The sequence below is a fragment of the Paenibacillus sp. FSL R5-192 genome, assembly GCF_000517845.1.
Classification (GTDB): Bacteria; Bacillota; Bacilli; order Paenibacillales; family Paenibacillaceae; genus Paenibacillus; species Paenibacillus amylolyticus.
In genome coordinates this window covers 1-12,868 of sequence record NZ_ASPR01000014.1, presented here as the reverse complement: position 1 = coordinate 12,868, position 12,868 = coordinate 1, and the positions used below count along the sequence as shown (strand labels likewise).

The 12,868-nt window shown below is 46.5% G+C and carries 13 protein-coding genes; 1 reads left to right on the top strand and 12 read right to left on the bottom strand.

Annotated features, from left to right (window positions below):
- Positions 1-102: 102 nt before the first annotated feature.
- The 6 genes from C161_RS08470 to C161_RS08450 form a co-directional block, all read right to left on the bottom strand.
- Positions 103-618, bottom strand: coding sequence for a GNAT family N-acetyltransferase (locus C161_RS08470; RefSeq protein ID WP_036669607.1), 516 nt, complete (start codon positions 616-618; stop codon positions 103-105).
- A gap of 33 nt (positions 619-651) precedes the next feature.
- The gene (locus tag C161_RS08465) at positions 652-1,176 is read right to left on the bottom strand and encodes a YfiT family bacillithiol transferase (RefSeq protein ID WP_036669605.1); all 525 of its coding nucleotides are present in this window, start codon (positions 1,174-1,176) and stop codon (positions 652-654) included.
- Between the two features lie 47 nt (positions 1,177-1,223).
- Positions 1,224-1,763, bottom strand: a complete 540-nt coding sequence (locus C161_RS08460; RefSeq protein WP_036670958.1) for a GNAT family N-acetyltransferase — start codon at positions 1,761-1,763, stop codon at positions 1,224-1,226.
- Between the two features lie 8 nt (positions 1,764-1,771).
- Positions 1,772-2,311 carry a hypothetical protein gene (locus tag C161_RS08455; protein ID WP_036669603.1) on the bottom strand — a complete coding sequence of 180 codons (540 nt, stop codon included), beginning with the start codon at positions 2,309-2,311 and terminating at the stop codon, positions 1,772-1,774.
- A gap of 100 nt (positions 2,312-2,411) precedes the next feature.
- A complete protein-coding gene (locus C161_RS32305) occupies positions 2,412-2,570 on the bottom strand; it encodes a hypothetical protein (RefSeq protein WP_156946096.1) in 159 nt (52 codons plus the stop codon).
- A 6-nt stretch (positions 2,571-2,576) separates the two neighbouring features.
- A complete protein-coding gene (locus tag C161_RS08450; RefSeq protein ID WP_036669601.1) occupies positions 2,577-3,254 on the bottom strand; it encodes a class I SAM-dependent methyltransferase in 678 nt (225 codons plus the stop codon).
- A gap of 181 nt (positions 3,255-3,435) precedes the next feature.
- On the opposite strand from C161_RS08450, the gene C161_RS08445 reads away from it, so the two are divergent.
- Positions 3,436-4,209 (top strand): sporulation protein, encoded by a 774-nt coding sequence (locus C161_RS08445; RefSeq protein ID WP_036669599.1) that lies wholly within the window; start codon positions 3,436-3,438, stop codon positions 4,207-4,209.
- A 167-nt stretch (positions 4,210-4,376) separates the two neighbouring features.
- Here the strand turns inward: C161_RS08445 and C161_RS08440 are convergent, their stop codons facing one another.
- The 6 genes from C161_RS08440 to ltrA all read right to left on the bottom strand — a co-directional run bounded on the left by C161_RS08440 (position 4,377) and on the right by ltrA (position 12,759).
- Positions 4,377-6,344, bottom strand: a complete 1,968-nt coding sequence (locus tag C161_RS08440; RefSeq protein WP_036669597.1) for a BglG family transcription antiterminator — start codon at positions 6,342-6,344, stop codon at positions 4,377-4,379.
- Positions 6,345-6,396: 52 nt separating this feature from the next.
- The gene (gene mngB / locus C161_RS08435; protein WP_036669593.1) at positions 6,397-9,075 is read right to left on the bottom strand and encodes a mannosylglycerate hydrolase; all 2,679 of its coding nucleotides are present in this window, start codon (positions 9,073-9,075) and stop codon (positions 6,397-6,399) included.
- Positions 9,076-9,324: 249 nt separating this feature from the next.
- Positions 9,325-10,443 (bottom strand): PTS fructose transporter subunit IIC, encoded by a 1,119-nt coding sequence (locus tag C161_RS08430; RefSeq protein WP_036669590.1) that lies wholly within the window; start codon positions 10,441-10,443, stop codon positions 9,325-9,327.
- 29 nt (positions 10,444-10,472) lie between these two features.
- Positions 10,473-10,790 carry a PTS fructose transporter subunit IIB gene (locus C161_RS08425; RefSeq protein WP_036610328.1) on the bottom strand — a complete coding sequence of 106 codons (318 nt, stop codon included), beginning with the start codon at positions 10,788-10,790 and terminating at the stop codon, positions 10,473-10,475.
- Complete coding sequence (locus C161_RS08420; RefSeq protein ID WP_036669587.1) at positions 10,790-11,245, bottom strand: PTS sugar transporter subunit IIA; 456 nt, start codon at positions 11,243-11,245, stop codon at positions 10,790-10,792. The genes C161_RS08425 and C161_RS08420 overlap by 1 nt, the downstream gene beginning before the upstream one ends.
- Positions 11,246-11,466: 221 nt before the next feature.
- Entirely contained in the window at positions 11,467-12,759 is a 1,293-nt protein-coding gene (gene ltrA, locus C161_RS08415) for a group II intron reverse transcriptase/maturase (protein WP_036669585.1), read from the bottom strand.
- Positions 12,760-12,868: the final 109 nt, after the last annotated feature.

The window sequence follows — 12,868 nt, the reverse complement described above, 5'->3', positions numbered from 1 at the left end:
CTCTCAACATCCTGCTTATCATTCCTCAAATTCCAATAGAGTATAACATGCAAGACAGCTTTTTTATCATCTTTCTTTGCAAATACTAACTACACATTAGACTTATTGCGTGGCTTTTAACTTCTTCGTAAGATAAAGTACAACATCGTCGTCCATAATCGTTTCTTCACCCGGCTGAATGTAATGATCATGTTTGTATACACCGTGACCGTCTGGTATGTACCCGCGATGGGCATATAGAACTTGCGCTTTGCCATAATCGGAAAACACGCCTACACCAATGCCTGCTACATCCGTTCGTTCCAGAATAACTTCCTCTGCTCGGTCCATCAACCGTGAACCAATACCTTGGCGCTGGAACTTCATTAGTACATTAAAATCGTTAATTTCGGGAATGCCTTGTTCCCTGAAAGACGGGTAGCTGGAATTCCACAATACATTCACGTATCCGGCAAATTCTCCATTCAACTCGGCTACCAAGGTTACGCGTTCCCCATTCTGTTGTTCAGCCAAGTAATGAAGATACTGCTCAGGGGATCTCCCCCAACCCTGCTCCTGAAACGCCTTTGATATGATTACAGGATCGTTCTCATTTAATAGTCTGATATGTACACTCATTGATGAATCCTCCTTAAAAGATATTTCTAATAGCTATATTCCCAATCTATCCCGAAGCGATGTGATGTGAGCAACATGGTGTTTGCCATGCCAAGCATACATGCCCAGATTGTAATCCAGTCTTGTCGTTTCTTCCGATGAGGGATGATAAAATTGTTTGGCATAATCTGCATCTGTCAGCGCGTTTAACAGAAACACCCAACGACGATGGAGGGCATCCAGAATCTGAAGCGAGAATTCGACATCCAGGTCTCTTGAATCACTCAGTTCAGCCCAGCGCTCTTCATAATAAGGCCGAATCGTTGGTATATCCTCTGTCAGCGCCAACTTGAAACGAATCATACTGTTCATATGGCTGTCTGCCATGTGGTGAATAACCTGTTTGAGCATCCATCCACCTTCTCGATACGGTAGACTTAATTGCTCTTCACTCAATCCCTTTACCGCTTCTCGTGCGCGTTCAGGCAACTCAGCAATGTCCTGAATCCACTTCTCCCGTTGTGCCAAAGTAACTTCACCCGTGTGTACAAATGCTCCTATCGGAAATCTTTCATCCATCCATTATTCCTCCTTGTTTACATGATTCAAATAACTTTAAACAGGATCTACAGGGCATATTCCATAAGCCAACAGTCTCGCATCTGTCCTTCGTGCTGCTCATGTTTCTCCAACAGCTTAATCTTTTGGAAACCACATTTCTCGTAACAGGATATCGCTCTTAAGTTCCAGGATTGAGGGTCCATAATCACTTTACGGGCTTGTTTTTCATTAATCAGATAAGCCAGCATGGATTGCATCAACTGTGTACCAATGCCTTTATTCCAGTATTCTACCTCACCAATAAACTGATCCGTTCCATAGATGATCTCATCCGTGTCTCCATAACCATACTCCGTTCGCTCTTCTTCCTCAAGCTCATAGAACTGAATGTATCCAATCGGATGTCCTCCATACTCAACGATACAACGAGTAGCATCATCTTTTAGATTGTAAAAATGCTCTCTCACCTGTTCCAGATCATGCGGCCGATCACGCCCTTCATAGTATTGAAGAACTTCCGGGTCTGACAGCCACTTCACCAGATGTTGTTCGTCTTCTGTGTCCAAGAAACGTACAGTGATTTCATTCGATTCATATACATTCATCATTCTGATTACTCCTTATTGATCTCCAGATTCTCACTCGTAACCCAACTCAGATCCTTCCCTAACAAATGCTCGTTGTGAACATAATACACCACGGGATTCTCAAGCGGCTGAGTCGTTCCATCCAAAGATCTGAGCGTTAACCGCAACTTGTAGCTCCCTATCTCATCAGGTATCGCAAATCCTATCAGATTATCAGCTGATTTCATGGTTTTCCCCTGCGCCTTCAGATACTTTTCCAGAATGACTTGATCAAGATAGGAGCTGCCAACAGACGGAGGCATGTACCACGCATCATCTTGTTCTTCAGTGAATGTGACCCCTTCCCATCCAGGGACAACGGGATACACCATATGCTGGTCCTTGTCTTCTCTTTTTCGCGTTATCTCTAACTCTACCTCAACTACATCCGTATCAATCTGCCTGATTGTGCCTGCCATCACAACATCCTGGGCACTCACACTTGGAATAACATAGCTGTATATGAGCAGAGTCAACAAGAGGATTATCGTTATTCCCGTAATCCAAAATATTGTATTTTTACGCATCTGTCTGATCCTCCCGTCTGGTTAAACATACTTCTGGAGTAGCTCCTTCTCTGTTAAAGATTGAGTTAACCTATCCAATTCAGGTGATGCCGTCCAATCACTAGAGGTGTTCAATCCATGCTTGATGGTATGTATCGCTATAATAATAACTGCCATCTTCTGCTACCATTTTATATTTTTGTTCCCCGTTCGCCATCTGCTCGAAGCTGGTTTTGACACCCGATTCACCATATTTCTGTTCTGAAAATTCTGTGTTCAATCGGCTTCACCTCCTTATGGCCTGCCAAATATACTTGCATTCTCTTACAGCAATTCTACCATCAACCTGGTTCTCCTTCAGCTTAACTTCCAGCTGTTCCCGGTACTCAGGCTGTGTATAATCCGGGTTTCCGGGGATATCGGAGAGAAAGATGGCAAACTCTTTTTCATCTGAGAAAATCATAAGTGCCTCGTTATATTCCTCAATCTTGATCTCCTTAAAAGCATTTCTTTCCAAACGCTCACGTACCTTTGTTATATCCGTATGAATACCAATCATAACTCCACCCTTTTGTAGCAATCTCCCATGCTCAATAATGGAAGTTGGACCTCTGCGATCATAGATCAGACCAAATTGCTTATCTTCAAATGGCATCTTTTCTTTTGTGCTTACACAGACAAATTTCACATTTGTTTTCGTGCTTGAATGAAGACTGTTTTGGGCTATCTTTATCATCTCTTCCGAATTATCAAACCCTATAATGTGATCGGTATATTCCGACATTTTCAACGTAAACTCCCCATGTCCACAGCCTGCATCGAGCACGGATGTATACTGAGGCAGAAGCTTAATCAACCGCTCTTCAAAAATATCTTCAGCAGAGTTACCTTCCAACGTATACAAAGCTCTACCCTTGTATCCCCCATTACGTTGTGCAATCATATCGTACCATTCCATGCTCATAGAGTTCCTCCTGACAAAAAATCCCTTTATTTAAACATTCGACATAGGTAAGTCGATTCTCCTGTTTGGATATACGATATATCTTTGCTAAAATATGAAACGCTTCTCTTCCAGCTTCCGTATTAAGGTCGAAGCCGTATGTATCCCATATAATAAACCATCTGATCTGGAGGTAGAGCGCATGTCATTTTTCAAGAAAATGTTAGCCAGTGTAGGTGTTGGAGCAGCCAAAGTAAATACGGAATTGCATACACCAGAGGTCACGCCTGGAGGAATCATCTCGGGGGTTGTGTACATTGAAGGTGGAGATGTGGAACAGAACGTAGATCGAATCTATCTTTCAATCAAAACCCATTACATACGGGAGCACGATGATCGTAAAGTAAAAGAAACAGCCGTTATAGCCAAATATCTGCTCACCGAAGGTTTCACCTTACAGCCTGGAGCCAAATTGGAGAAAGACTTTTCATTTGACCTCCCAGAAAATCTGCCAATTACACTGCATCGTGCAGAGGTATGGGTGGAGACGGGCCTCGATATTTCAAGTGCTGTAGACCCCTCAGACCGGGACAGACTGCATGTTGTTCCTAGCAAAGACATGAACACCGTGCTCGATGCAATTGATATCCTTGGTTTCAAACTGCGTGAAGTGACCAATGACTATGCACCAAAGCTGGGTGGCAATCTGCCATTTGTGCAGGAATTTGAATTTGTACCAACAAACAAATTCCGTGGGCATCTGGATGAGTTGGAAGTGCTGTTCTATCCGATGGGCGATTCGCTGGAGCTGCTATTACAGATCGACCGCCGCGCTCGTGGACTCAGTGGAATATTCTCCGAAGCGATGGGAACGGATGAGAGCTTCGTCCGCCTGCATCTGTATGAAAGACATCTGGAGCGGGGTGCGCATTCTGTCGCTCAAGGACTGGAAGAAGTCATATCCAAACATATTTAATCAATAGTTTGTGTAAACGAATAAAAACCGTCCTTTATCAGACAAATCTGATGAAGGACGGTTTTTCCCTTTCGAAAAGGGGATCAGAAAAATCTGGGGTTAACAGCGATCGGAAGGTTATTCTGTCATCGGAGTGTCAGTCGAATTATCCTTAGTGAACTTATATATTAATACGCTTCGGTACTTTTTAGACTCAACGTTTCGCATACAAGTTGGGCAAAGGCATCGAAGCTGCCGCAGGATCGCAGGCTTTCCAGCTGCTCCTCCTGTCGGATCAACTCTACAAACAGATCATAGATCCCCATCGCCTGTTCGTAATCCTCTTTGCAGATGGATAACATAAATACAGCATGTACTTCATTCTCCTCATCCCACGGAATCGGCTTCTCGAGCAGACATACCGATACGGTTGTACGAGTTGAACTCAGCTCCATGGGGTGCGGAATCGCCATACCTCTTCCAAGCGCCGTTGAAGCCATCTTTTCCCGTTCCTGCACAGCGGGCCAGAACTGCTCCGTCACAACTCCCTTTTCCAACAGTGCTCCGCTCATCTCAGCCATAAGTGTCATTTTGTCAGGCTGATCGGACCGAAACATGAACAACGCTGGATCAAAGTAACGTAGCAGCGTCATTTCCTCCTGCTCATCACTGGTTCGCACCAGATGAGTGATCGTTGCCATGTCGCGTTCCGATGGAATCGCAGCAATGACAGCCGACGGTTTGCCTTTGGACTCGCGTAACCGGATCGTGGAAATGACCAAATCTTCAGGCACACTCCTCATCTCCTCGTACTCTCTTAGCGAAACTACACGAGAGACCTCCAGCTCGGCAAATAAAGAGCGCAATCTGGATTCAAGAATACGAGCTGTGCCGTATCCTGACCCACAAACCAGCAATACGGATTTCCGTTTGCGATGAGGAATCTGGTATTTACGTTCCAAAGCTGCACCAATGTGAAGAGCCAAGTAACCGATCTCGCTGTCATTGATTTCATGAGGTACATATGTCTGTAGCTGTTTCACTGCACTTATCGTAATCTCATAGGCGAGTGGATAATATTTACGTATATGTCCCAGCAGTGGATTCCGCATATTCATGCCATGTTCCAATCTAGTAATCATGGGCTTCAGATGGGCATAGAGATCATTCGGCAAGCGTTCATCATCACGCAGATCATAGGTGTACCGATCATAGATATGATCCAGCATCTGCTGTACAGCAACATATAACGGGTCACTTCGAAGTCCATTCCAATCGGTAGCGGTCATTTTTTTGCTAACAATGTGCAGCAGCAGATAATCTCGCTCTCCAACTGGACAATGAATGGAATATAACAACTCCAGATCCTGAATAATCTGCTGCGCAAGTTGCTGATCCTGAACATTCGCCTCCACTTTCTCGAATTGCTCTAGTTCATGTCCCTGCTTAATACGTAATACCATAACAGCCAGATGCGTAATCAGATCTTTCAGTGCCACATCTGCAATACGAACATCCTGTTGGCCTACATGGCGAATGACGATTTCGCGGATGTGTGCGGGTTCGATTGGGTACAACAAACGTTCCTGTGCAGCAGTCACGCCTTCCGGCCCCAGTTCTTCATCTCGCGCATCAGCGTATTCGGCAAGGCAATAACGGAACCTTTGCTCGTCTCCGACAACCTTTACCCCATGTCCTGGCTTGATCTGAAGCTGAAGCTGGTAGTTCTCCAAAATCTGACGAATGATTTTCAGATCATTGTTCATCGTTGCACGGCTTATATACAGCTGATCAGCGAGGTCTTCCATCTTGATATGACCCGGTTCACCAAGCAGCTTGAACAATTCATACCGGATACGCTCATCAGGCGATCCAGGTACTGGCGCACCTTTTTGCCGATCATCCTTCCGTTCCTCCAACAGCTCAGTATACCGCTTCGCATCACGCACACGAATGGAATAACCCCGCCCACGCTTGGATTCCAGGCTCCCACCATGCCCAGCAAGGATATGATCCAACTTTTTCAGATCATCCCTAATGGTACGCACCGTAACCTCTAGTCTGTCTGCAAGTGCTTGGCTCGTCCAAGCCTGTTCCTGCCCTTCACCATGAATGAGGTGGAACAGCTTTTTCAACCGTTTAGTTGGAAAAATCATACCGATATCCGACCTCCCTTCTGATCAGGATTGTGTCAAACTAAAGTTCAGCTTATATGGATACAAGTACCGTCATTAATTTGCAATGTTCGAGTTCCGGCAAACGAACGACCTTTTCTCCATCGGTTAACCTCTGCTGAGGCTCCAGGGGTTGTTCACCAAGAGATACACGCTCTGCATGTACAGGTTGATTAAAGTGTATGTTCACGTTTGCAGACTGCGCCAAATATGGATTGAAGACACGTACAATGTAACCCTCACTCTGCTCTGCTTTCTTAAAACTGCTTAACACCACGTTGGAATCGTCGCTGAACGACATCAGGCTGTAGTCTGTATCAAGAACACGTTCCTCATCGCGGAAAGCAAAGATCAGACGTCCATTCAAAAAGTCGCATAGCTGATAACTGCTGATGGGTGTCAAATATTCACGCGCAGCACGGGCCACATTCGCTTCGTCGAATCCAGAAGTCTGGATATGCAGGCCAAAGGTAAAGGAGAGCTCGCCGAGCAATTGCGCGTCAGGTGTTGTCACAATTTTCTCACCGGAGGCCCGTCCGGGACGATACAAGAGATTTTCCTTACCCATGAAACCGAATGTGCGGAACAAGGTCAGGGCAATGGTATCCATTTGCTCGCCAACAATCTCGTACTCACGTACACCTTCCGTCATCACAGCCATACCATGCGAACCATTGTTCAATCCGGCATAACTCTGCATCGCTTCAATAGTGATCGGTTTCTCCTGCCATTGTTCGCGCTCCCATACGTCCACTTCTGGCAATGAGGTTGGACGAGCAATGACTCCAAACGGTTGATCTGCAATGGATAGGGATGAAGCAATTCCTGTATCAAAAAGGACACGCAGACGGTGGCTAAACACCTCATTCTGCACCTGAACCTGGAAACGGATCAGATTCTCTCCTTTGCGAAGAGATATCTCCACTTGCATTGGCAATGCTCCCGACGTGATGCCTGCGGCGCGCTCTTCCAAATCGTAGGGGACATCCAGCGTGAAACGCAGGGATAGTGTCTGAGATACAGACGTTTGGGTGGTCGTTGCACTCATCTGGCTACCTGCCGAAGAAACAATCAGATCCCGCTCGGGAGGAGAATAATTGTAGGAATCTCCGTCATCCCCGTTATCTTCGAAGACCATTTGATCCGCATACACTTGGCCAGATCGCTTATCTGTAATTTGCAAGGTGCCGTTTGCTTGTAGCGCAATGCTGAAATGTTCATTTTCAATCGTGTCTCCGTTACGCCGCTCAATAACAGGTGCAGCGCCCTGACTGAAATCAAAAACAATCTGGGTGTAACCCATCGCCGGGACCTCTTGCAGTTCCACCAGCAATTTGGCGCGATATACGCGTTCTGGCAGATGCACTTTGCGACTTGGATTCAGGTCAATGTGTTGTCCAAGCACATAATCGGTCTGATCTGCTTTTTCTACAATGGTGTAGGCCAGCTCGCGTCCCTTCGTATCCCGAATCACAAAGGATTCTTCCGGAATATAAGCTTCGATCTCGGTAACCCCACCTCGCACATACGGTAGCGTGTTGAACAGGGTGAACGCACATGTCTCCTTCTGCTGTATCGTTGAAGCAATCATCCGCATATGCAGGTCGAGCAGATTGAGTGCGATATCATAGGCCTGTTTGTAACGGAACGCAACGTCCTGATTGGTTGTATCACTGTTACAACCACCGATGCTGTCATGTGCCGCATTCTCAAACAACAGCTTCCAGATATCCTCCACAATACGGTGCGGGTAGTCATGTCCGAGAGAATGGCTAATCGCAAGTACAGGTTCTAGCGTGTTAGCAATCAGATTCTCAATTCGGTTATTCTGTTGCTTGAGATCCGCACGGGTGGAAAAAATGGACTTGTGAATCCGCATGTGCTTGGCTTCCATTAATTCACCCCGAAGTACAGGCAGATCCTGACTATCAGCTTCGATCTCCGCCAGAAAACGTTCCGGTTCATTCATCACATATTCGCGTTCTGTATCCAGTGCATTGAACCGTTTAATCAACTCCGGCAGATTCAATCGCACAGGCGCCTGATCAAACCCATTGGGGAAATAGATATGTTTGGTGGAGGCTTTGCGTTCCAGCGCACCAATCTGTTTCTCCAAATAAGGGATCAGATCTTCTTCATTTTCCGGAATGTTACCACCGTAGTAATACCCGAATGGCATCTGTACAGCAAATACACGGCTGCCGTCCGATCCTTCCCACGTAAACTCGGTATGTGGATTCGTATTATCTGATACGCCTCTCCAGAACAGGAAACGTTCAATGCCAAACTCGCGATAGATCTGCGGCATCTGTGCTGATTGTCCAAACGCATCCGGGACATAACCAACCTTCATCGCATGTCCGTACTTTTGTGCTGTTTTCATACCATAATACAGGTTTCGGACCATGGATTCACTGGAAATAACCAATTGATCCGTCTGTGTATACCAAGGTCCAGTCATCAGTCGTTTGGCTGAAACCAGTTGGCGGATCCGTTCCTCATCTTCGGGACACCAGCGGATGTAATCATCCAGCAGAGAGCCTTGTGCATCCAGCAGGTAATAATGGAATCCATCGATATTCTCCAGTGCATCCAATACTTCCTTGACGTGTTTGACGAGATACACTTTGGAACGGGAGGTCGTAAAATACCATTCCCGGTCCCAGTGCGTATGTGGAATCACATGTACTTTGGTACGATTTCTCTCACTCATATCTCTATATCCCTCCAGATGCTTTTTAAAGGTTGTTCAAAAAAAGTCCGCTTTTGATTACGAGGGATGCCTGTTGGCATCATCAGCATCGAAGATGGAATTCAGCCGAAATAAGTGGATGCTTACGAAGGTTGTTTCCTTCGGAAACATTGTAGTTGCTCACGTAGTTTCCCCTACGCTCCGCTACTCCATTTCTACCTTCATCCCATCTTCTCGATACTGAAAACCGATCTTTTTGAACATGTACTTTTAGTCAAAAACGAGTTCGATTTCTTCCCCGTTTTTCTTCACTGAAGCTTCCTGAGTCTTGGCAGGCTGTTTCTCTTCTTCATCACGGAAGTTCACCAGCATGGTGCCTCCCGCAACAATCAGTGCGCCGACGATGCCTCCGGCGAGGTACGCGATTGGGGTACCTACCGATACGGCTCCATATAAGCCGCCAATTGGTGGCATGATGATATGTGCTCCCAGCAGTGCAGTCAAGGCAGCGCCCGTTGCACAGGCAAACATGTTGACCAGAATCATTTTGGCAGGGTTACGCAGTGTGAACGGAATTGCACCCTCCGTGATGCCGATCACACCCATAATCACTGCACCTTTTCCCGCTTCCTGATAGGTTTTGGAAAAACGTTTCTTCATCAGTAATGTCGCCAAACCATAACCGAGCGGTGGGATGCAGATCGCAATGTTGATAAATACATTCGGCAGATACACACCGGACAGGAACAGGGCATTGCCTGCCATCCATGCCGCTTTGTTTACAGGTCCACCGAGATCGAACCCGATCATCGCTCCCAGAATAATCGCAAGTAGAACGGTATTCGTTCCGCTCTGGCTCATGTTTTGAACCCAAGCAATGAGATACTCATTCAGCGCGCCCAGCGGGCCACCCAGAATGACTGCCATCAGAAATCCGGTTAAACCGACGGTAATCAGCGGTAAAATGATTAACGGTACCGAGCCAGCGGCTGGACCTGTAATCTTGACTTTGTTTTTGACCCACAAGGTGATGTATCCGGCAAAGAAGCCTGAGATTAATGCGCCCAAGAAACCGGCGTTGGTCTGCTGTGCCAGCACCCCGCCGATCAGACCTGCGGCCAGGGCAGGTTTGTCGGCAATCGAGTAGGCAATGTAACCGGACAGGACAATCGTCAATAGTCCGATGCCGCTCCATCCTACATTTTGCACGAGATATAAAATATGCAAGAATCCGCTTCCATCCTTGTACGGATCAAGATCGGTAATGCCCATCGATAGTGCGATAATTTTACAGATGGCAACGACCAGGGAACCCGCGATAATGACCGGCAGCAGATAGGAGATACCTGTCATTAGATGTGTTTTTGCTTCACCAAACCATTTTCTCATCGTACTCTCTCCTCATGTGGAAGGTGGGGTTAAGCTTGTGCGTTCACAGCCTCGACGGCTTTGGTTAATACCGCTTCTGCCTGACTTACGGCATGACCGATTTTGACACGTACGATTTTTTTATCGCCAAACCGATCCATGTCCTTCACCGTTTGATCCGCTGCAATCAGTACAAAATTCGCTGCAGCAATATCTTCTTCCGTCAGCTTATTGACTTGTCCCATGGCTCCCTGCTGTTCCACTTTGATCTCATAACCCAGTTGCTGAGCTGCTTTCTCCAATGCTTTGGCCGCCATCGGGGTATGGGCGAGACCTGCGATACATGACGTTACACCTACGATTTTCATTATGACACCAGTCCTTCCGTATATTGATGAAGCAACGCATATACATCTTCCGGCTGCACCGCTTCCGCGATGGCCTCTTTGAATGAATCTTCCAGCAATAAGGTGGCAAGTGAAGAGATAATTTGTAGATGGGATACGTCTACATGACCTTTAGGCACAAGGATGGCAAAAATATATTTTACCGGCTTGCCGTCATGAGATTCCCAATCAATGGGCTCACGCAATCGAATGACCATCACTGCCGGACGTGTTACAACTTCACTCTGGGTATGGGGAATTGCAAAGTGATCCTGAAGTCCGGTGGAGTAGACACGTTCGCGTTCCCACAGATCAGCCGCAAGTTGTACACGGTTTGTAGTGATGCTGTAACGCTCTGCCTCCGCAGATATAAAATCAAATACATCCTCTTTGCTATGCAATGTCTGATCGAGATAAATCTGATTGGTTGTAATCATGATCTCTGTCTCTCCTCCTCTCTCTATCCAAAACGATAAGCGCTTACAAGATCATTGTAACGGATTCTTCCTTGACCTTGGATCTAGAAAATTTCCCCTTCGAAGCGGAAAAACATTACTAGAGTAAAAGGCTGGGCAAAACCCAGCCTCTCCTCATCAAACCGTACGTGAGGTTTTCCCTCATACGGCTTTCCGATGTTTGTCATTCATGGGCATGCAGATTACAATAGCGTTTTTAATTCATATTGACTGGCGATGTACTTAACCTCAGCTATTGAACCCATCCATTTTCTGCGTTGTCTCTTCTTCGCGTACCACCGTGTTAACCGTTGCAACATATACCAATCCAGCTTAGCTAGTCTCTTTTGGCTGTAACTCGTGTAGTAATAGTTTCTCCACCCTTGAATTTTCGGATTGAGCCATTTCACATGTTCCGCAAACGATCTAGATCGCATACTCGGTGGGGATAATCGCTCTTTAATGACTCCACGAATTCGTTCTTCCGCCTTTTTGGTTAGCCATTGCTGTGTGGTGTAATATACCTTCCCTTGCGACGTTTCTGCTTTCGTTTTTCGGTGGTGCATTCCTAAGAAGTCGAATCCCTCGTTTCCTGTCCATAGACCTACAATGCGAGTTTTGGTCGGGTGCAGGGTTAGCTCCAGACGTTCCATAATTTTGCCTATGTGTTCATACGCATGCTCGGCGTCCTTTTTGGTTTTACAGATGACTACAAAGTCGTCTGCATACCTTGTCAGTTCTCCCAGACCTCTTCCATGTTTCTCCCATAGTCGGTCAAAATAGTTCAGATAGATATTCGCCAGAAGCGGTGAGATCACACCACCTTGCGGCGTTCCTAAATCGGAGCGCCTTACGTTTCCTTCTTCCATCACTCCCGCCTGAAGCCACTTCCGTATTAATTTCAGTATCCGCCTGTCGTTGATGCGCATCTGCACCAATTTCATAAGCTTCTCTTGATTAATGTTATCGAAGTAACCTTGGATATCGACGTCGACTACCCAATTCCCTTTGCGGTTGCAGGCTTTCCGAATTCGTTCCAGCGCTCCTTTCGCACTTCGTTTTGGGCGAAATCCGAAGGATACGTCCTCAAAATCCACTTCAAAGATGGGTTCAATTACCAGTTTCGTTGCCATCTGTATGACTCGGTCGCGCACGGTGGGTATGCCCAGCGGCCTTTGCTTCCCATCTTTCTTGGGGATATAGTGCCGCCGTACAGGCTGCGGATGGTAGTTGCCTTCTTTCAACGCTCGTTCGCAGTCCTTAAGGAAGTTCATTTCTCCTTGTTCCTCCACATCTGCCAGCGTCATGGCATCTACTCCTGCTGCTCCCTTGTTCGCTTTCACTCGTCTCCAGGCTTCGCACAAAACATCTCCCCGGTAGACTTTGTCATACAAGGCATGGAATTTACGCTTGCTGTTCTCCTTGGCCACATGACCTAGCTTTTCTTGGAGTTGTTGAACTTTTTCCTTTGGTGTTGTTAGCCGATTGGCATTCACTCACTCGTACCTCCTCCAAAAGCATAAACAAAGCAGGGCTCCTTCTCTCCCCAAGGTTATGTTGTCCTTGGGTTCTTCGGTACTATGAGCCCCTCGGACTCCCTTCCCA

What these genes read in the sequence shown, in the direction of transcription:
- C161_RS08470 (WP_036669607.1), bottom strand. Translation starts at nt 618, where the DNA reads ATGAGTGTACATATCAGACTATTAAATGAGAACGATCCTGTAATCATA.
- C161_RS08465 (WP_036669605.1), bottom strand. Translation starts at nt 1,176, where the DNA reads ATGGATGAAAGATTTCCGATAGGAGCATTTGTACACACGGGTGAAGTT.
- C161_RS08460 (WP_036670958.1), bottom strand. Translation starts at nt 1,763, where the DNA reads ATGAATGTATATGAATCGAATGAAATCACTGTACGTTTCTTGGACACA.
- C161_RS08455 (WP_036669603.1), bottom strand. Translation starts at nt 2,311, where the DNA reads ATGCGTAAAAATACAATATTTTGGATTACGGGAATAACGATAATCCTC.
- C161_RS08450 (WP_036669601.1), bottom strand. Translation starts at nt 3,254, where the DNA reads ATGAGCATGGAATGGTACGATATGATTGCACAACGTAATGGGGGATAC.
- C161_RS08445 (WP_036669599.1), top strand. Translation starts at nt 3,436, where the DNA reads ATGTCATTTTTCAAGAAAATGTTAGCCAGTGTAGGTGTTGGAGCAGCC.
- C161_RS08440 (WP_036669597.1), bottom strand. Translation starts at nt 6,344, where the DNA reads ATGATTTTTCCAACTAAACGGTTGAAAAAGCTGTTCCACCTCATTCAT.
- mngB (WP_036669593.1), bottom strand. Translation starts at nt 9,075, where the DNA reads ATGAGTGAGAGAAATCGTACCAAAGTACATGTGATTCCACATACGCAC.
- C161_RS08430 (WP_036669590.1), bottom strand. Translation starts at nt 10,443, where the DNA reads ATGAGAAAATGGTTTGGTGAAGCAAAAACACATCTAATGACAGGTATC.
- C161_RS08425 (WP_036610328.1), bottom strand. Translation starts at nt 10,790, where the DNA reads ATGAAAATCGTAGGTGTAACGTCATGTATCGCAGGTCTCGCCCATACC.
- C161_RS08420 (WP_036669587.1), bottom strand. Translation starts at nt 11,245, where the DNA reads ATGATTACAACCAATCAGATTTATCTCGATCAGACATTGCATAGCAAA.